General features: G+C 64.6%; 18 protein-coding genes and 1 pseudogene. 6 read left to right on the top strand and 13 right to left on the bottom strand.

Going from position 1 to position 19,300, the window contains the following annotated elements:
* Window positions 1–197: 197 nt before the first annotated feature.
* On the top strand, window positions 198–959 hold the full coding sequence (locus C9E81_RS07645) for a DUF599 domain-containing protein (RefSeq protein WP_122111859.1): 762 nt from the start codon (window positions 198–200) through the stop codon (window positions 957–959).
* Here C9E81_RS07645 and C9E81_RS07650 read toward each other — a convergent pair.
* The 3 genes from C9E81_RS07650 to C9E81_RS07660 form a co-directional block, all read right to left on the bottom strand.
* Window positions 880–2,064 (bottom strand): MFS transporter, encoded by a 1,185-nt coding sequence (locus tag C9E81_RS07650; RefSeq protein ID WP_122111690.1) that lies wholly within the window; start codon window positions 2,062–2,064, stop codon window positions 880–882. The genes C9E81_RS07645 and C9E81_RS07650 overlap by 80 nt on opposite strands.
* A gap of 123 nt (window positions 2,065–2,187) precedes the next feature.
* Window positions 2,188–2,781 (bottom strand): gamma-glutamyl kinase, encoded by a 594-nt coding sequence (locus tag C9E81_RS07655; RefSeq protein WP_122111691.1) that lies wholly within the window; start codon window positions 2,779–2,781, stop codon window positions 2,188–2,190.
* 111 nt (window positions 2,782–2,892) lie between these two features.
* Complete coding sequence (locus C9E81_RS07660) at window positions 2,893–3,291, bottom strand: hypothetical protein (RefSeq protein ID WP_122111692.1); 399 nt, start codon at window positions 3,289–3,291, stop codon at window positions 2,893–2,895.
* A 55-nt stretch (window positions 3,292–3,346) separates the two neighbouring features.
* Between C9E81_RS07660 and C9E81_RS07665 the strand changes: the two genes are divergently transcribed.
* Entirely contained in the window at window positions 3,347–4,120 is a 774-nt protein-coding gene (locus tag C9E81_RS07665; protein ID WP_122111693.1) for an alpha/beta fold hydrolase, read from the top strand.
* A gap of 54 nt (window positions 4,121–4,174) precedes the next feature.
* Here the strand turns inward: C9E81_RS07665 and C9E81_RS07670 are convergent, their stop codons facing one another.
* Entirely contained in the window at window positions 4,175–4,876 is a 702-nt protein-coding gene (locus C9E81_RS07670; RefSeq protein WP_122111694.1) for a rhomboid family intramembrane serine protease, read from the bottom strand.
* Between the two features lie 75 nt (window positions 4,877–4,951).
* Here C9E81_RS07670 and trpS point away from each other — a divergent pair, with 75 nt between their 5' ends.
* Window positions 4,952–5,986 (top strand): tryptophan--tRNA ligase, encoded by a 1,035-nt coding sequence (trpS, locus tag C9E81_RS07675; RefSeq protein ID WP_122111695.1) that lies wholly within the window; start codon window positions 4,952–4,954, stop codon window positions 5,984–5,986.
* A 181-nt stretch (window positions 5,987–6,167) separates the two neighbouring features.
* On the opposite strand, the pseudogene gfa reads toward trpS, so the two are convergent.
* The 6 genes and pseudogenes from gfa to C9E81_RS07700 form a co-directional block, all read right to left on the bottom strand.
* Window positions 6,168–6,737: pseudogene (gene gfa / locus C9E81_RS07680) on the bottom strand (S-(hydroxymethyl)glutathione synthase); the annotation flags it as partial.
* 134 nt (window positions 6,738–6,871) lie between these two features.
* The gene (locus C9E81_RS22865) at window positions 6,872–7,036 is read right to left on the bottom strand and encodes a hypothetical protein (RefSeq protein WP_166461842.1); all 165 of its coding nucleotides are present in this window, start codon (window positions 7,034–7,036) and stop codon (window positions 6,872–6,874) included.
* 277 nt (window positions 7,037–7,313) lie between these two features.
* Complete coding sequence (locus C9E81_RS07685) at window positions 7,314–7,964, bottom strand: aminotransferase class IV family protein (RefSeq protein ID WP_166461843.1); 651 nt, start codon at window positions 7,962–7,964, stop codon at window positions 7,314–7,316.
* Window positions 7,925–9,052: an aminodeoxychorismate synthase component I gene (locus C9E81_RS07690; RefSeq protein ID WP_122111698.1), complete on the bottom strand. Its 1,128-nt coding sequence runs from the start codon at window positions 9,050–9,052 to the stop codon at window positions 7,925–7,927. Before C9E81_RS07690 ends, C9E81_RS07685 begins: the two co-directional genes overlap by 40 nt.
* Window positions 9,049–12,507, bottom strand: coding sequence for a transcription-repair coupling factor (gene mfd / locus C9E81_RS07695; protein ID WP_122111699.1), 3,459 nt, complete (start codon window positions 12,505–12,507; stop codon window positions 9,049–9,051). The genes C9E81_RS07690 and mfd overlap by 4 nt, the downstream gene beginning before the upstream one ends.
* Before the next feature lie 37 nt (window positions 12,508–12,544).
* The gene (locus C9E81_RS07700; protein ID WP_122111700.1) at window positions 12,545–13,114 is read right to left on the bottom strand and encodes a hypothetical protein; all 570 of its coding nucleotides are present in this window, start codon (window positions 13,112–13,114) and stop codon (window positions 12,545–12,547) included.
* A gap of 106 nt (window positions 13,115–13,220) precedes the next feature.
* Between C9E81_RS07700 and hemB the strand changes: the two genes are divergently transcribed.
* On the top strand, window positions 13,221–14,216 hold the full coding sequence (hemB, locus tag C9E81_RS07705) for a porphobilinogen synthase (RefSeq protein ID WP_122111701.1): 996 nt from the start codon (window positions 13,221–13,223) through the stop codon (window positions 14,214–14,216).
* Between the two features lie 71 nt (window positions 14,217–14,287).
* Window positions 14,288–14,911 (top strand): lipid-binding SYLF domain-containing protein, encoded by a 624-nt coding sequence (locus tag C9E81_RS07710; protein WP_243698548.1) that lies wholly within the window; start codon window positions 14,288–14,290, stop codon window positions 14,909–14,911.
* Between the two features lie 9 nt (window positions 14,912–14,920).
* On the opposite strand, the gene C9E81_RS07715 is transcribed toward C9E81_RS07710, so the two are convergent.
* From C9E81_RS07715 to clpS, 3 genes are read right to left on the bottom strand one after another with little or no spacing between them, the layout of a single operon-like run.
* Window positions 14,921–15,727 (bottom strand): SDR family NAD(P)-dependent oxidoreductase, encoded by an 807-nt coding sequence (locus tag C9E81_RS07715; protein WP_122111702.1) that lies wholly within the window; start codon window positions 15,725–15,727, stop codon window positions 14,921–14,923.
* Entirely contained in the window at window positions 15,724–16,731 is a 1,008-nt protein-coding gene (locus C9E81_RS07720; RefSeq protein WP_122111703.1) for a class I SAM-dependent methyltransferase, read from the bottom strand. Before C9E81_RS07720 ends, C9E81_RS07715 begins: the two co-directional genes overlap by 4 nt.
* 3 nt (window positions 16,732–16,734) lie before the next feature.
* On the bottom strand, window positions 16,735–17,052 hold the full coding sequence (gene clpS, locus C9E81_RS07725; RefSeq protein ID WP_122111861.1) for an ATP-dependent Clp protease adapter ClpS: 318 nt from the start codon (window positions 17,050–17,052) through the stop codon (window positions 16,735–16,737).
* Window positions 17,053–17,353: 301 nt separating this feature from the next.
* Between clpS and C9E81_RS07730 the strand changes: the two genes are divergently transcribed.
* Window positions 17,354–18,976 carry a D-alanyl-D-alanine carboxypeptidase family protein gene (locus tag C9E81_RS07730; RefSeq protein WP_279432707.1) on the top strand — a complete coding sequence of 541 codons (1,623 nt, stop codon included), beginning with the start codon at window positions 17,354–17,356 and terminating at the stop codon, window positions 18,974–18,976.
* Window positions 18,977–19,300: the final 324 nt, after the last annotated feature.

Here is a 19,300-nt window from a genome sequence, read left to right on the forward strand (position 1 = left end):
GGCGGGCGGTTTACCGGCGCCATTCCGGCCGCCGATGGCAAAAATCTGGTGGCACTTTCGCGGCTTTCAAGACCCGGCGGGCGATTTTTCGTTCCATTCCGGCTTTCCGAGGGATCGCCTCACGGCCTATTGTTCCGGTATGCCTTCGGGACGCGAATCCGGTACTCACCCTTGCCGGGCATGCTATGAGAATGGAGATGCTTGCCGATATCCCCCTTGTCCAAGATCTGACGCCTCTCGATCTGGCGGCCGTGGCACTGCTGTTCATCGCATGGCTGGGCATCGGCTGGATCACCGAGAATCCGCCTGCGGGCAAGCCCTCGGTCTCGGTGCTGATGAAGCGGTATCGACGCGAATGGATGCGGCAATTCGTCACCCGCGACCCGCGCATCTTCGACGGCAATATCCTGTCCAGCCTGCGCGAGGGCACGGCATTCTTCGCCTCGGCCTGCATGATCGCCATCGGCGGCGCGCTGGCCTTGATAGGCAATACCGACCGGCTCCGCGGCATCGTGCAGGAATTCGAACTGGAGCACGGCACCACCCTGTTATGGGAACTGAAGCTGCTGGTGCCGATGTTCTTCGTCGTCAACGCCTTTCTGAAATTCGTCTGGTCGCACCGGCTGTTCGGCTATTGCGCGATCATGATGGCGGCAGTCCCGAACGAGACCGACCATCCCATGGCGCGCATCCGCGCCGGCCAGGCAGGAGAATTGAACATCACGGCGGCACGCAGCTTCAATGCCGGTCTGCGCTCGGTCTATTTCGCGCTCGGGGGGCTGGCCTGGCTGGCAGGGGCCTGGGCGCTCATCGTGGCGACGGCGGTGGTGCTTTTCGTGACATGGCGGCGCGAATTCGCCTCGAACTCGCGCCGGGTCATCATGCAAAGCCTTCCGGCACCGCAGCTCCCCGATCCTGCCAGACCGCCAGCGTCAGAACCAGGGCCCCCGCAGCCGTAAGCCCGAGACCGACCAGCCCCGGCGCCTGCCAGCCCCATCCGGCGGCAAGAGCGGCCCCGGCCAGAAGCGGCCCCAATGCATTGGCGGCGTTGAAGGCCGCGTGATTCAGGGCAGCGGCCATGCTTTGCGCGGGACCGGCCACATCCATCAGCCGGGTCTGCAATGGAATGACCAGCCCGGCCCCGGCGGCCAGCAGGAAGGAAGACAGCGCCATCAACCGCCAGTCCCCAACCACCAGCGCCGCGAATGCCTGCGTCACGGCCATGGTGCCAAGGCTGATATAGGCCGCGCGGACATGGCCCAAGCGTTCGGTGATCTGCCCGGCAGCCCATATGCCAAGCGTGCCGCCGACCCCGAACATGGCCAGCGCCAGCGGAATCGCCCAGACCGGTGCATCGGTGGTGGCCAGCATCGCCGCCGTCAGAAAGGCATAGACGGCGAACACCCCACCGCAGCCGATCGCGCCCACTGCCAGCAACCACAGCACCCGCGCGTTGCGCAGCGCCTGCAACTCGACCCAAGGGCGCGCATTCGGATCGGCGCCCACGCGCGGCGCCAGCCGCAGGATCGCCCATGCCGAGACCAGCGCCAGCAGGCCGGGCAGCGCAAAGCCCCAACGCCAGCCGACCCCCTGCCCCAAGGCTCCTGCCAGCGGCACCCCGGCGATATTGGCGACCGTCAGTCCCATGAGAATCTGCGCCGCTCCCCTTGCCCGGTGCTCGCGTGGCAGGGCATCGGCGGCATAGAGCATCGCCACGCCCAGGAAGCCGCCATGCGGCAATCCCGCCAGAAACCGCATGCCCGCCAGCGTGGCGAATCCCGGTAACACAGCCGCCAGCAGGTTCATCACCCCGTAGAACATCATCAATGCGGCCAGGTAACGCCGCCGCGGCAATCTTGCCCCCAGGATCGAGGTCAGCGGCGCGCCGACGACCACGCCAAGGGCATAGGCGCTGATGACATGACCGGCCTGCGGCTCGGTCACGCCAAGATCGGCGGCGAAATAGGGCAGTAGCCCCATCGCCGCGAATTCCGAGGTTCCGATCGCGAATGCCCCCAGGGCAAGGGCAAGAATGGCTGGCCGCAAGCTGCGCGAATCACTCATGTGAGCCTCTTTTCCGTTCGAGACCAACATGCATGCCGCAACGCAGCATGAACAAGCGGTCAAACGGGCAAGGCAGGTTTGCGATACATGCAGACCCACCGCCTGCCGGCAGGTGACGAATCCTTACCCTGTCGCTGTGGCGTAAAGCTCGAAATCCCTCCCGCGCTCCTTCTCTAGCCTGCTGCGAAGCTTTCGGCTCAGTGCAATCTCGGCGTCAGGAGAGACATTCAGCATCGGCAGCTTACCAAGCGTAACTTTCAGACGGTCGGACAAGAACTCCCCGATCGCCTCCGGATTCTCGTATTTATACAGGTGATCAACGACGTGGAGAGGCTTGCCATAGCTGAGCATCCCGCTTTGACTCCCGATCTCGGCATGGGGCGGAGGAGTTTCCGACAGGTAGTCCGCGACGAATTTCTCGAAGCTGATGCCGCTGGTAGATGTTTCCCGGCCCTTGATTTCGGAACGCGACCGGTAACGATACCAGCTCCCCAGCCAATCGACCGGCTCGCGCATGATGGCGAATGTCTCGAGCGTTTCGCCTGACGGAAGAAGCGGCCGGATCTGACGATGATAGCGGCGCAGCCCCATATGCTTGAGCCCCTGTGGATGGCGGAACAGGATATCGGCGGCATCGCCAAGGCTGGCCAGATAGGAATGCGTCCCGGTTTTCGGCACGGCAAGGAACACCAGCCCACGCCGCCAGAAAATCATCATCTTATTACCCCGTCATATGCTTTTGATCTTCGGCAGAATGCCACGTCGGACATGCCGCAAGCGCCTGATGCGGCAAAGCCTGGCTGCCGTTGCGGGATCCATGCGGGCATGTCAAAGAGAGCCGCGCCGGACCATCAGCCAGATCAGCAGCGCCGCCAGCACCATCAGCCCGAACACCAGCGAGGCTGCAAAGTTCAGCATACGGTCGCGCCAGCGGCTCATCTCGCCCATCGGTTGCAGATGCGCCATCAGCGCGCTGTAGGCGCGGCTGATCGCAGGAAGATCCAGCTGCCGGGCGATTCTGGGCTGGGCACTGTGCAGCTCGGCCTCGGCCAGAACGCCAGCCGCGCGCCGCAGCTTGCGCGGCAAGGCCCCGCCACGGCGCCGCAACATCACCTGCAGCCCCGGGCGCTCGCTCCGGCGCGCACCGCCAAGGCGGTCGGCCATCAGCCGCGCCACTTCTTCGGCCATGTCCCGGACATCGTCCACCGTCTGTGCATCGCGAGTCATGCCCTTGTCATAGACGGGATGGCGCGCGCAGGCCAGAGGTCATAGGATCACCGGCATGAAGCTGAATCACTCTGTTGTCGGGCAGGACGAGGGCCTGCCGATCCTGCTGGTCCATGGCCTGTTCGGCCAGGGCCGCAACCTTGGCGCCATTGCCCGGCGGCTGTCCGAAAAGCGGCGGGTCATCCTTGTCGATCAGCGCAATCACGGCGACAGCCCGCATGATCCCGATCACAGCTATGCCGCGATGGCGGCCGACCTGGCCGGGGTGATCGAGGCATATGGCGGACGCGTGGACCTTGCGGGCCACTCCATGGGCGGAAAGGCCGCCATGCAGCTGGCGCTGACCCGGCCGGAACTGATCCGCAAGCTGGTGGTGATGGATATCGCGCCGGTAACCTACGCCCATAGCCAAAGCCACCTGATCGATGCGATGGAGGCGATGGATCTGCATGGGCTGAGCCGGCGCAGTGAGGCCGATCAGCGGCTTTCCGAACATGTCCACAGCACCGGCCTGCGCGCATTCCTGCTGCAATCGCTGGACCTGAAATCCGATCCACCCCGCTGGCGGCTGAACCTGCCGGTTCTGCGCGACTGGATGGATCGCACCACGGGCTGGCCCGAGGGCCTGCCCAAGGCGGCTTTCGACGGCCCCGCCCTGTTCATGGCCGGTGCCGAATCGGATTACGTGGATGATGCGGGCGAGGCCGCCATTCGCGACTACTTCCCGCAAGCCCGGCTGCTGCGCATAAAGCATGCCGGCCACTGGATGCATGCCGATGCTCCCGAGGCGGTGGCCGAGACCCTGGCGGCATTCATGGGCGACGGATGAGTGCGAAGCGCCACAGGCTCCCTGATCATGCAGGCAGGGTGCCGCCCGCGGGGATCATCTCTGCCTGAGCTGCCGCAAGGCGCGTGCCATCCCGCCATCCACCAGCAGGAAGCTGAGCCCGAAGCCCACGGCGAATCCGGCGATCTCGGCAATCCAGCCATAGCCTGCGCCGCCAAAGACAATGCCGAAGACCAGTTGGAACAGCAGCAGCATTCCGATCAGCGTAAAGGCCCGCATCCGGTTGGCATTGGCCGCCGCCAGCCTGGTCCAGAGCAGGAAGGTAAAGGCACCGACCAGCCCGTAGATCGCCGGATACCCTCCGATCAGCGGCGCTGACAGGCCCGGCACGAGCGACATGGCCACCGTGTAGACCAGCGCCCCGCCGATGGCCGAGCCCAGATACAGTGCCACGACCGCCCAGGGCCGGAACTCCCGCGCCACCAGATTGCCGAGCGCCAGCGTGAAAGCCAGCACGAACAATGCCTGCATCACCGAGTAATTGACGAAAGGATAGCTCACCAGCCGGTAAACCTGCCTCCAATCGACCGCGTCCATGGCCCACATTCTTTGCACCATTTCGGGTGCATAGGCACTCATCTGCAGTCCGGACAGCCGCAGCCCGACCCCCTCGGCCCCGCCGATCAGCCCGAGCCGGCCCAACCCGAATACCGCCTCGCTGGCGATGGTGGGCATGGCCAGCAGCCAGACAATGGCGGGCAGCGGGTTGATCGGCGATTCATTCATCCCCTGATGCATGGGCGTTCCTTCACGGTTGCGGTTGCGGCAGCCAACAGCTAAGCCAGCCTCGAAGAAATTCCAAGCAGGCCGGACATGAGCGAGACGACCAACACGCGCTTTACCCCCCGCATCTTTTCGGGAATCCAACCCTCGGGCGGGCTGACGCTCGGGAACTACCTGGGTGCGCTGAAACGTTTCGCGGCGCTGCAGGGCAACGAGTCCGAGACGATCTATTGCATCGTCGATCTGCATGCGATCACTGTCTGGCAGGACCCGGACGTCCTGCGCCAGCGCATCCGCGAAGGCGCAGCGGCCTTCATGGCCTCGGGCGTCGATCCGCGCCAGTCGATCCTGTTCAACCAGTCGCAAGTCAGCGCCCATGCAGAGATGGCCTGGCTGTTCAACACCGTGGCGCGGGTCGGCTGGATGTACCGGATGACCCAGTTCAAGGACAAGGCGGGCAAGAACAGCGAGAATGCCAGCCTTGGCCTGCTGGCCTACCCGGCGCTGATGGCTGCTGACATCCTGACCTATCAGGCCACCGCGGTGCCGGTGGGCGAGGATCAGAAACAGCATCTGGAACTGACCCGCGACATCGCCGCCAAGTTCAACCACGATTACAAGATCGAGCATTTCCCGATCACCGAGCCGCTGATCGAAGGCGTCGCCACCCGTGTCATGTCGCTGCGCGACGGCTCGAAAAAGATGTCCAAGTCCGACCCGTCGGATGCCAGCCGCATCAACCTGACCGACGACGCCGACGCGATCGCGCAGAAGATCCGCAAGGCCCGCACCGATGCCGATCCACTGCCCGGCAATGTCGAGGGGCTCAAGGATCGGCCCGAGGCGCGCAACCTGGTCAATATCTATGCCGCGCTGGCGGATGAAACTCCCGACGCGGTCCTGGCCCGTTTCGAGGGACAGGGTTTCGGCGTATTCAAGCCCGCTCTGGCCGAGGTAGCGGTCGAGGCGCTGTCGCCGATCACCCGCAAGATGAGCGAATTCATGGACGATCCGGCCGAGATCGACCGGATCCTTGGCCATGGTGCGGAACGCGCCGATGAACTCGCCACCCCGATCCTTGAACGCACCAAGGAAATCATGGGGTTGCTGCGCAGCCGCGCCTGATTTCCTAGCGGCTGCCGCCGAGCAGGCGATTCAGGAGCCTGCCGATGATCGAGCCGGATGCGGCGGGCGGCGGCGGGGGCGCGCTGGCACTGGCCGTTTCCCGGCTTTCGCTTTCGGCTGTGGCCTGCCCGTCGTGGCGAGTATCCGGTTTTTCCTCTTGCGCCGCGGCCCTGCTGGTGACACCCGAGGTTTTCGCCACATGCGCGGCGATGGCGTCCATCAGCGGCGGTGACAAGGTGTCATAGGGATGCAGGCCCAACTCGCGCAGCCGCGCCCGGATGCCGTCCATCCGCGACGGATCGACACCCGATTCGATGACCGAACTGACAAAGGCCGCGAATTCCGGAGCCGACCAGCCCTCTTCGGGCGATAATTCGGTATGCACGAAATCAAGACCGTAGAAGGGATGGCCGGTATTCTCGATCCTGCCATACATATGCACGCCGCAATCGCGGCAGCGGTGCCGCTGGATCGGCGCCTCGGCATTCACGATCTCCAGCTTGTCGCCGTTTTCCAGCACTTCGACCGCATCGCGCGAGACGACGGCGATCTGGCTGAAGACCGCCCCTTCGGGCTTCCAGCACTTGGTGCAGCCGCAGACATGGTTATGCGCGGTCTGGGCGCCCACCCGGACTTTCACCGGGTTGCTGCTACAGAGACAACTCAATACACCGCCTGAAAAATTCGGATCAGTTTGCCTTATGCCGTTATCGACGGCGGGATGGATCAACACCCCATCTGTGTTCGCCATGGTCCTCTCCTCCGATGACCGAGCATAACTCAACGTCGCGCAGACGGGAAGAATCGGCAAGTCAGCGGAAAGTGGCAGCATGCCGGCATGGCATGAAGGATGTCCGCCTGACACCTATTCCTGCGCTCCGCATTTCAGAACGGCCTGTTGACGGCCATGAAAGCGATCGCGATCCAAAGCCAGAGCGCGGCCGCGAAGACGCCAAGCGACAATAGCAGGAAGCGTGGCAGGCCATGGCGCTCCCACCCTGCAAGCAATGCGGCCAGTGCCGCTATGGGAAGTAAGAACAGAATAGGCATCTGCCGAGAATACCCCGCCGGAACCCGAAACGGCAAAGGGGTAGAAAAACCATGGCCGGATATCGCGCAAACCACGCGGAAGGCTGAGCAGCCTTTCGCTGGAACGGTGCCGGGCGGATGACAAGGAAATGGCGTGTTGTTTCGGGGTCACGGTTTCCGGGGCTCTGCCCCGCCGCCGTTCCGGCGGCTCCCCGAGGTATTTGGACAAAGAAGAAGAGGCGGGAATTTCAGTGTGCCGGGGCCTGCCTGCCGGTGCAAAGCCGTCGTCCTCCTGCTTTCAGGCGATGGGCGCGGGCCGCAACCGTGCCGGAATCAGGCCGCGCAGGGCATTGCCGCAAAACAGCTCCCCCCGCGTCAGGTCGGCGGGATATAGCAGCGCTTCGCGTGCCTCACCCGTTTGCAGAAGCGCTTGCCGCAACACGCCGGGCAGCAGCCCGCAAGAAGCGGCAGGGGTCAGCAACCGCCCGTCCCGGCGCAAAAAGACATTGGTGATCGTGCCCTCGCAGATCTCGCCCCGCTCGTTCAGCAGAATCGCCTCGTCGCAGCCCGGGGGCATATCCGCGCGGGCCGAATCATAGGCGGGGCGATGCGAGGTCTTGATGCGCAGCCATGGCTCCGCGCTGTTCAGCGCCAGTTTCGAGATCGTGATGATCCAGTGATCCGGGGTCGGAGGCAGGAATTGATGCGTCACCGCGATCCGCCCGCCGGCATCGACGGTCAGCCGGACCCTCAGGACCTCTTCCTTCGGCAGGGCAGCGAGAGAGGCCGCGACGGCCTCCTCGTCAAGCGGGAAACCCACCGCGGCGCAATCCCTGCGCAGGCGCTCCAGGTGCAACGGCCAGTGACGGATCCGGCCATCCGGCCCGGCCCGCATGGTCTCGATCACCTTCAGCCCTGCGGGGACAGGCCCAGGAATGCGGATTTGCATATTGCCTCCTCCCATTCCGATCCGGCGCGGCTGTCATGGGTGATGCCGCCGCCGACATTCACCCGCAGACGCCCCTTGCCCTCCATGACCGGCGTCCGGATCGCGACGTTGAAGCGCATCGGTCCTGCCGGGTCGGCCCAGCCAATGGCTCCGCAATAAACCCCGCGCGGCGCCTGCTCCAGTTCCGCGATGATCTCCATCGCGCGGATTTTGGGGGCACCGGTGATCGAGCCGCAGGGAAACAGGGCCCGCAGGATGTCGCTCAGCCCGGCATCACCGGTCAATTGCCCGGTGACGGTCGAGGTCATCTGGTGAACCGTGGCATAGGGCTCGATCTCGAACAGTTTCGGCACGCGGACGGAGCCGGGCAGGCAGACCCGGCTGATATCGTTTCGCAGCAGATCGACGATCATCAAGTTCTCGGCCCGATCCTTTTCCGAAGCCGCCAGCGCCTCGGCCGCCGCCCGGTCCTTCTCCGGGGTCGCGCCGCGCGGAGCCGTGCCCTTCATCGGCCGGGTCTCGATCCGGCCCGCGTGATCGGTGGCAAAGAACAGCTCGGGACTGCGCGACAGCACGACCGGGCCACCCAGATCGACGAAGGCCCCCTCGCCCACCGGCTGGCGCGCCGCCAGAGCGGCATAGATGGCCAGCGGATCGCCTTCTGCCTCGGCTTCCATCGGGAAGGTCAGGTTGATCTGGTAAGTGTCGCCCGCCTCGATATAGCGATGCACCTTGGCAATCGCCCGGTCATAACGGTCGCGGGACCAGAGCGGGCGCGGCACGCCAAGGCGTATCCCGGCAGGATCGGGCAGGTCCGGAGCGGGGCGCGGCCCGTCGAACACCCCCATCAGGATCAGCGGCACATCGCGGCCCAGTGGCATCAGCGGTGCAAGCCGGGGCGTCAGCGCATAGCCGAGCTCATAGGACAGGTATCCCGCCAACCAGCAGCCGTGCGCCCGCGCCGCCTCCATCGCCGCCAGTGCCGGGATGACCCCGGCTGGCGTGTCGGCGCGGATCACCGTTTGCGGCGCTGTGAACAGCGTCCCTCCCGGCAGCGGGCCGTGGTCGAAACGGACCTGCCCGCTCACTTCGCCACCTTTGCCTTTGCGGCCAGGTCACGGGCGACAGAGAATGCCCCCTTGATGCGGTCGGCATCCGATTTCCAGTCGCGGCGGAGGATGATCCTGTTATCGGTGACCTTCGCCAGCCCGCGCTGATCGGTCAGGAATTCCACCAGCCCGGCCGGGTTGGGGAACTTGTCGTTGTGGAACTGCACCGTCGCGCCCTTGGGTCCGGCATCGAGCCGGGCGATATTGGCGCGCTTGGCCATCGCCTTGATGCGGATCACCAGCAGCAGCGTGTTCACCTCTCGCGGCAGCGCGCCGAAACGGTCGATCAATTCGGCGGCAAAGCCTTCGAGCTCGACCTTGGTGGTCAGTTCGGCAAGGCGGCGATAAAGGCCTAGCCGCACGTCCAGATCGGGGATGTAATGTTCCGGGATCGTCACCGGCACGCCAAGATTCAATTGTGGCGCCCATTCATCCTCGGGCGTGCCCTCGATCTCGCCCGATTTCAGTTTGGCGATGGTTTCCTCCAGCATCGCCTGGTAAAGTTCGAAGCCGACCTCCTTGATATGGCCGGATTGTTCCTCGCCCAGCAGGTTCCCTGCCCCGCGCAGATCCAGGTCCTGCGAGGCAAGGTTGAAACCCGCCCCAAGGCTGTCGATGGCGCCAAGGAATTTCAGCCGCCGGATCGCCTGCGGGGTCAGGGGAGTCCGCGGTTTGGTGGTCAGGTAGCAATAGGCGCGGGTCTTGGAGCGCCCTACCCGGCCCCGGATTTGGTAAAGCTGCGCCAGTCCGAACATGTCCGAGCGCCAGACGACCATCGTGTTCGCCGTCGGAATGTCCAGGCCGCTTTCGACGATCGAGGTCGCCAGCAGCACGTCATGGCTGCCATCGTAAAAGGCGTTCATCCGCTGGTCCAGATCGCCAGCCGCCAATTGGCCATGGGCGACGATATAGGAGATTTCGGGGACGTTCTCGGCCAGCCAGTGCTCGACATCGGGCAGGTCCGACAGGCGCGGCACGACGAAGAAGCTTTGCCCGCCACGGTATTTCTCGCGCAGCAGCGCCTCACGGATGGTCACGCTGTCGAATTCGCTGGCATAGGTGCGGATGGACAGGCGGTCCACGGGCGGCGTGCCGATGATCGACAGGTCGCGCACCCCGGTGAGTGACAGTTGCAGCGTGCGCGGGATCGGCGTTGCGGTCAGGGTCAGCACGTGGATATCGCTGCGCAACTCCTTGAGCCGTTCCTTGTGGGCGACACCGAAATGCTGCTCTTCGTCGATGACCAGCAGGCCAAGGCGCTTGAAGCGCACCGATTTGGCCAGCACGGCATGCGTGCCGACGACGATATCCACCGTGCCATCGGCCAGCCCCTCGCGGGTCTTTGCCGCATCCTTGGCGCCGACGAAGCGTGACAGGGGACGGACGCTGATCGCGGTGCCGCGGAAACGTTCGGCAAAACTGTTGAAATGCTGGCGGGCCAGCAAGGTGGTCGGCGCGATGACTGCCACCTGCAGCCCTTGACTGGCGGCGACGAAAGCCGCGCGCATCGCCACCTCGGTCTTGCCGAAACCGACATCGCCGACGACCAGCCGGTCCATCGGACGGCCCGCCGACAGATCGTTCAACACATCCTCGATCGCCGCCGCCTGATCGTCGGTTTCGCTATAGGGAAAGCGAGCGGAGAAAGCCTGCCAGTCGTGATCCTCCGGCTCCAGCACCGGGGCGGGACGCAACAGGCGCTCGGCTGCGACACGCATCAGCTTGTCGGCGATCAGCTTGATACGCTCCTTCAGCCGCGCCTTGCGGGCCTGCCATGCGCCGCCGCCAAGCCGGTCCAGCAGCCCCTCTTCATGGCCATAGCGGCTGAGCAGCTCGATATTCTCGACCGGCAGATACAGGCGGTCGCCGCCCGCATATTCCAGCGCCACGCAATCATGCGGCACCCCGGCGGCCTTGATCGTTTCCAGCCCGGTATAGCGCCCGATACCATGCTCGACATGCACGACCAGATCGCCGGGGGTGAGGCTTTGCGTGTCCTGCAGGAAATTCTCGGCCCGGCGGCGCTTCTTCGCCCCCCGGATCAGGCGGTCGCCCAGCACGTCCTGTTCCGAGATCACCGTCAACCGGCCAAGGGCGCGGCCATCCGCCGTGAAACCCTCTTCCAGCGGCCAGGCAGCCAGCCCCAGGGCACCGGGCACATCGGGCAGTTCACGGATGTCACCGATCATCTGCGCACCGGTGACGCCCTCATCCGAGATCAGCCCGGCCAGACGGTCGCGGGCACCATCGGAAAAGCTGGCGATGACGACGCGGCCATCTTTTCGCAGATTCTTGATATGATCCGACAGCGCCTTGAACAAATTGGTATTTTCAGATTGACGTTCGGGTGCGAAATTACGCCCCGGCCGTCCGCCCGCATCCAGGACACCCGGCCCCGGAGGCTGGGGCAGCACCGACAGGCGCAGCACACGATGCGGGGCGAGCCAGTTGTTCCATTCCTCTTCGGTCGGAAACACCGCGTCGGGCGGCACCGGCTTGTAGACGGTATCGCTGCGTCCCTTCATCGCCATCGCCTCGCGGCGGGCCTGGAACTGTTCGCGGATCATTTCGCGCCGGGCATCGATCACCTGCCCGACATGGTCGTCCATCACGACGGAGGCGCCGGGAAGATAGTCGAAAAGGCTCTCCATCCGGTCGTGGAACCATGGCAGCCAATGCTCGACCCCCGACATCTTGCGGCCTGCGCTGACGCCTTCATAAAGCGGGTCGTTGCTGCCTCCCCCGTATTCGGCGCGGTAGTTCTGGCGGAACCGGGTGATCGCGGGCTCGTCGAGGATGACCTCGGACATCGGCGCGATCTCGACGCGCGAGAGCTTTTCGGTGGTCCGCTGGCTGACTGGATCGAAGCGGCGCGCACCGTCCAGAACATCGCCGAACAGGTCCAGCCGGATCGGCCCGGATTCGCCCGGCGGGTAGATATCGATGATGCCGCCACGGATGGCGTAGTCGCCGGGCTCGGTCACGGTCGGCGATTGCACGAAGCCCATCCGGATCAGGAAATCGCGCAGCCCCGCCTCGTCGATGCGGTCACCGACACGCGCGGCGAAACTGGCTCCGCCAACCAGTTCACGGGCCGGAACCCGCTGCAGCACCGCGTTCAGCGTTGTCAGCAGGACGAACGGCCCCTTGACCGCCCCCTGAGCCAGACCGGCCAGTGTCGCCATGCGTGCCGCCTGTATCGCGGGTGCGGGCGAGACGCGGTCATAGGGCGTCGTATCCCATGCCGGGAAATCCAGTACGGCCAGCTCCGGTGCCAGGAACCCGAGCGCCGCCCGCATCGCCGCCATCCGGCGGTCGTCGCGGGCGATATGGATGACCGGAGCCCCGCCGTTTTCGGATCGCGCCGCTTCGCGGGCGATCAGGGCGGCGTCGTAGCCCTCGGGCGCGCCGGAAAGGATCAACTGGTCAGACATGGGGCGTCAGGTAAAGTGCGGGGCGGCGGTGTCAAGGTCACATCCCGTTCGGATGCATCAGCGACCAGAGCACCCCCCACAGCGCGGTGATCGCCACGGCGAGAATCGACAGAAGCGTGACCAGCCTGCGATGCCAGTTCATGCACCGAACGACCTCTGCCGCGACAGCGGGCAATTGCCGCTCTGCGTGTTCGTCCTGCAACAGCGGCATGAGCCTGCGCGCCAGACGGACCCGCATCCAGAACAGGATTACGAAAGGCAACAGCAGCAAGGTCAGCGCCTGAGCCATCTCGAGATCGTAGCCAAAGCCCAGGCCTGCCAGCGAGGTCATCAGGAAGCCCGTCGCCGCCAGGATGACCACAGCTTCCCGATGTCCCAACCGCCAGCGCGGCAGGGTCAGGGACAGCCAGTTCAGCAATGCGACCATGGCGGGCCCGTCAGTCTCGTCGCGCGATAGCGCATGGCGGGCGCGCAGAAGGACCTCTACCGGCACCCCGATGATCTTTCGGCCACTGGACGACCACATGCCGATCACGGCCAGCCAGTACCAGATGGTCCCGAAAGAGCGGCTGTCCAGAAAACTGATAAATCCGTCGAATTGCGGCACGCGGCAGGTTCCTTGTCCTTGGTCGCGCGCGACCTTAGAACGGCTTCAGGCGAAGGAAAAGCCGATCCGGCTGCGCTTTCGCCCAGACATCGATGAGGATACCGCCATGGCCAGCCCGATCATTGCCCCCTTTCCCTCCACGCGGCTACGCCGGATGCGCCGCACGGCAAATCTGCGTGCCATGATCTCGGAAACCGATCTGAGCGCCGCCAACCTGATCTGGCCGATCTTCGTCACCGAAGTCGCGGGCGCGGAGGGCGAGATCCCCTCGATGCCCGGGGTCGAGCGGTTGACATTGGACGGAGCGAAGCGGGCGGCGGAGCGGGCGGCCCGGTTGAACATTCCGGCAATCTGCATCTTTCCGCATTCCGACCAGGAACTTAAGACGGAAAGCTGCGAACGCGCATGGGATCCGGACAATATCGGCAACCGCGCCATCCGCGCCATCAAGGAGACGGTGCCGGAACTGGCGGTGATGACCGATATCGCGCTGGATCCCTATAATATCAACGGCCATGACGGTTTCGTCGTCGATGGCGAGATCCTCAATGACGAGACGGTCGAGGCGCTGGTCAAAATGGCGCTTGCGCAGGCCGAGGCCGGGGCCGACATCCTCGGACCGTCGGACATGATGGACGGCCGGATCGGCGCATTGCGGGCCGCGCTGGAGCTTGAAGGTTACAAGGATGTGGCGATCCTGTCCTATGCGGCAAAATTCGCCAGCGCCTTCTATGGGCCGTTCCGCGACGCGGTGGGCGCTTCGGGGCGGCTGGTCGGCGACAAGAAGACCTATCAGATCGATCCCGGCAACCGGCAGGAGGCACTGCGCTGCGTCGCCCGCGACCTGACCGAGGGGGCGGACATGGTCATGGTGAAGCCCGGCATGCCCTATCTGGATATCTGCCGCGAGGTGAAGGATCGCTTCGAGGTGCCGACATTCGCCTATCAGGTCAGTGGCGAATACGCGATGCTGGAAGGAGCGATCCGCAATGACTGGCTGTCGCGTGACGTGATGCTGGAAAGCCTTCTCGCCTTCCGGCGTGCCGGCTGCGACGGGGTTCTCAGCTATTTCGCGCCCGCCGTGGCCGAAATGCTGGCATGATAGGTCCGTCTCGCGTATCCTGCCGCCAACGGGCCGCCAAGGAGCCCGATCACAGAAGCGAGGCGAAAAAGATGGGCAGTTTCGAAAAAATGACCCGCCGCAAAATGCTGGCGACGGGCGGGGCCATGTTGGCCGTGGCAGGATGCAGCAACGCGGTCGGCAACAATGCGGCGTCCCGGCTGGATGCGCGCGTGGACCAGACGCATCAATACCTGATGCAAACCTATCCCAGTGCAGCATCGATGGTGCAGAACGCCAAGGGCGTGCTTTACATGCCGCTGATGACCGAGGCGGCCATCGGAGTCGGCGGCGCCTATGGTCAGGGCGCATTGCGGATCGGCGGGGCGACGGTGGACTATTACTCCGCCACGCGGGCCACGCTCGGCTTCCAGCTTGGCGCGCAGCAATATGCACATGTGCTGATCTTCCAAAGCGATGCCGCGCTGGCCGCGTTCCGCGCCGCCCCCGGTTGGGTCGCCGGAGCGAATGCCTTCTACGCCATTCCGGCTGGCGGCATGGCGATGGGGGCGGACACGGTGACCGCCCAGTATCCGGTGGTCGCGCTGATCTTCGGTCAGGCAGGGCTGATGGCCGGAGCGGCTATCGAAGGCACGAAATATACCCGCGTCATTCCCTCGTCGCTCGGCGACATGCGCTTTGGCGGTCTTGGCCTGCCCATGAGGCAGCCGGGCTGAGATCCGGCGTTACAGCACCTGGGCCGTCACCGGATCGGCCAGGCAGCGCCCGCCGTCGACGGTGATGATCTGGCCGGTCACGAAGCGCGACCCCTCGCTGACAAGGTAGAGCGCCGTGTCAGCGATCTCTTCGGCGCCCGCGATCCGGCCCAGGGGCGTGCCGGCGATGATCTGGCCGCGCAGCTCGCCATCTTCCTTCAGCGCGCATTTCAGCTCGTGCGACATGACGCTGCTGAAACTGACCCCGTTCACGCGGATACGGTATGGCGCCAAAGTCAGCGCCAGCCCCCGCGTCGCCTGTTCCTGTGCCGCGCAGGCGATGGAATAGCCCAGCATCGCCGGAACCGGCCGGGTTGCCGCCAGCGTCGAGATATTGACGATGGCCCCGGTCTGGGAGACCTCCTCCTGCTCTTCGGCCTGCTTGATCATCCGCTTGGCCACCATCTGCGACAGGCGCAGCACCGAGATCGTGTTCTGCCGCAGCATCTCTTCGAGCACGCCCGGATCGGTGTCCAGCGGATCCGATCCCTTCACGAAACGATGCGCATTCACAAGGATGTCGATGCGATCAAAGGCATCGAGCGTCGCCGAAAGCAGGTTCGCCATCGCCAGACGCTCTGACATGTCGCCCGCGAAATAGCGGACCGGATCCTTTTCGAGATCGTAATCCGACATCTGCGATTCCAGCGCCGCCTCGTTGCAATCGGCAAACATGACATTGGCGCCGCGTTCGACGAAATGCTTGGCTATGGCCAGACCGATACCACGCCCCGCCCCGGTCACGATGGCGGTCTTGCCCTGGATGGATAGGCTCATCTGCGCCCCCTTTGCCGATTGCCGCCACGGCCCGCGCCGCTGGCCTCGAACAGTTTGAAACGATTGTCGCCGCCGATCTCGGTCACCTGCGCGAAATGCCCGCGCAGCACGGTTTCATAGGGCAGGTGGCGGTTGGCTACCATCCACAACCGCCCCGCCCCGGTCAGCAGACCCGCCGCAGCCGCGATGAACGCCGCGCCCAGTTTCGGATCGGCATCGCGGCCAAGATGGAAAGGCGGGTTCATGATCACGCCGTTGACCGGCTCGGGCAGCTCGAAATCCCGTGCGTCGGCCCAATGAAACCGTGCGCGCGTATCGGAAATATTGTCGCGGGCCGATTGCAGGGCTGCGTAATCGGCCTCGACCAGATGGATCACCTCGACGCCCGGATGGGTCAGCGCCTGGGCCGCCAGCCAGCCCCAGCCAGCCCCCATATCGACCAGCCGGGTCGGCAGACGTTCGGGAAGGTGGCGAGCAAGCAAGGCCGAGCCCGGATCAATCCCATCCGCCGAAAAGACACCGGGTCTGGTCACGAAACCCGGCGCGACCTCGGCCGGGCGGGCGCCCCAGTCATCAGGCACCCATTCCCCTCCGGGTAACGTGACACGAAAAATCTTGCCATGCGCCTTGCTGTGAACCTCGTCCACGTCGCAAAGCGCCCGCAGCTCCTTCAGGATGGAATCGACCCCGTCGGTCTTTTGGCCATCGATCCACAGTGCCCCGCCCGGTGTCAGGCGCTCTACAGCGGCTGCGATACGGGCCCGGGCCGCGGGCTTGGCACGCGGCAGGATCACGACGGCCGTTCCGAAATGGCCATCGATCCGCGGGGCGACATCGAAACCGCGCGTGCTCAGCATGCGGTGATCGGGAAACATTCCCTGCTCGATCCGGGTTCGTGCCGGGTCGAGCGGCGACAGGTCATCACCGCCACCTGCGCCCAAAACCAGCACGTCGCCCCCGGGATGGCCATCCGGGAAGGCCAGTTGCAATCGAGTTCCGGTCACGGCCTACTCTTTTTCCATGGTGCATTGCAGCGGATGCTGCTGGCGCCGGGCCAGCTCCATCACCTGCGCAACCTTTGTCTCGGCGACCTCATGCGAAAAGACGCCAACCACGGCAATCCCCTTGCGGTGAACGGTCAGCATGATCTCGATCGCCTGAGCATGGGTCATGTTGAACAGGCGTTCCAGGACATGGACGACGAATTCCATCGGGGTAAAGTCGTCATTCAGCATCAGGACCTTGTACATCGGCGGTCGCTGCGATTTCATACGCGGCTTCACCACCAGATCGGACTGTTCGTCCGGGTTGTTCGGGTCGGTCATCCAATGCGTCATCGCGGTTAAGCTCTGGCCTTTCGCGGATTGACGGGCATTCGCAATCATTGCCAAGCCCTGCTTTCCTTGGGCGAAATATAGTCAAATTATGCCGGGATGAAAGCCCCCGGATGATCTGACCGCACCGCCGGGACGCTGTATTTCCGAATGGACGATCCGCCGCCGGAAACGCGCAACAAAATATGTAAAATGCGAGGTTTTCTGAATTATCCAGTCATGCTATAGTCAAAACATTAACAATTGGCGTGCGATAAACGACGCGCCGCATGAGGCAGAAGAGACCGCGACAGTGACCCTATTTTCCCAGACAGCCCGGCTGTGGGCACTGATCCTGCTGGCCGTATTGGCCCCCACGACATTGTCGGCTGCGCCTTTCGCCGCCTATGTCATGGACGCAAGGACAGGACAGCCCATCTATAAGCAGAACGAGGACACCAAGCTTCATCCGGCGTCCCTGACCAAGATGATGACCCTTTATCTGGCATTCACGGCTGTCGAGAGGGGGCAGGTCCGGCTGGACAGCAAGTTTCCGATCTCTTCGAACGCCGCGGCCGAGCCTCCCTCGAAGCTGGGGCTGAAGGCCGGGCAACAGATCGAGTTACGTTACCTGATCCGCGCGGCGGCGATCAAATCCGCCAATGATGCCGCCACCGCCATCGGTGAGGGGCTGGCAGGCTCCGAAGCAGCCTTTGCCCAGCAGATGACGCAGATGGCCCGTGCCCTTGGGATGAACAATACCCAGTTTCGCAACGCCAACGGCCTGACGCAGGACGGGCATTATTCGACCGCCCATGACATGACGATTCTCGGGCGGCGGTTGTTTTACGATTTTCCCCAGTATTACAACCTGTTCTCGCGTCGTTCGGCGGATGCGGGGATCACCACTGTCTCTTCGACGAACAAGCGTTTCCTCGATGGTTATCCCGGCGCCGACGGGATCAAGACCGGATATACGCGGGCGGCAGGCTTCAACCTGACCGCCTCGGCCAGCCGCGGCAACAAGCGGCTGATCGGAACCGTATTCGGCGGCACCTCGACCGCGCAGCGCAACCAGGTCATGGCGCAATTGCTGGATTCGAGCTTCAGCCGCGTGCCAAGCCGCGTGCGGGAGGTTCGCCCCGGACCGCCTCCCACGATGACGCAGCGGATCGTGCGCCGCGCAAAGGTCGAGCCGAAGCTCGCCGCGCTTCAGCCGCAACCGCAGGAACTGACGCTCAACGCTTCCGCGCCGCCCGAGCCGGCAATGCGCGCCTTGCCCAGCACGACAACCAGCGCGGCAGCGCGGCCCCAGGCCATGAGCCAGCTGGCACTAAGCGTCAGCCCGCGCCCCCAACTGCGCCCGAACGCGACGGCGGAGGCCGTCGCAAAGGCGGTGCAAATGGCAGTGGCCTCGGATGATTCAGCCGCATCGGCCAGTCCGGCCGCACCGGTGCTCGCGAACTCTTCCCGACCGGTTCCGGCACCCCGCTCGCGCGGCAGCAGCGATCCGGGCGATGCCAGCACGGCCGCAGTTCTGGCCGATGCGGCGCCAGCCCCGCAGGCCGGCTCGGACTCGCTCGCCCTCATGGCCTCGACTCCGCCGGAACCGCGTTCGGACAGGGTCATCGTCGCCGCGATGGGGGAAGGCGATATTGCCGATCCCGCCGCGCTCGAGATCGTGTCACGCGCTGAAAACAGCGGCCGTCATTGGGGCGTGGTTCTTGGCCTTCATCGCTCGAAAGCCGCGGCCGACGAGCTGCTGTTGCAAACCGCCTTGCAAAGCGGGGATGTGCTGGAAAATGCAAATCGCCATGTCGCCGACACCCTGCGCGGTTTCGAGCCGAGTTTCGCGAACCTGACCAAGGCCGATGCGCAGCTTACCTGCGACCGGCTGCAGGCAAAACAGCAGGAATGCCGGGTCGTCGGCCCCTGACGAACGGAACCTTCAAAACCGAGCCAGACGGGCGGGGCCGCATTGTAGCCCCGCCCGTTTCCATTTGTCCACGTGGTTGAAAGTATCCGGGCAGGATCAAGACCGGCCTGCCCGCTTGCGGACAGGCTGCGTACCACTTCCTGCGGGCCATATCCCTGCGGTGAGGTGGGCGGAACCTCGGCTAGAGCAGTTTGCGCTTAATCGAGTCCCCCCGGCCCACGTCTTCTTCATGCAAATATCCCGGGGGTCGCGCCACCGGTTCGAGAGACCTGCCGGCGACGGGCGGCGCCCCCGGCCACCGCAGGATACAGTTCGCGGAGGCAG

Source organism: Paracoccus alkanivorans, assembly GCF_003697785.1.
GTDB lineage: Bacteria > Pseudomonadota > Alphaproteobacteria > Rhodobacterales > Rhodobacteraceae > Paracoccus > Paracoccus alkanivorans.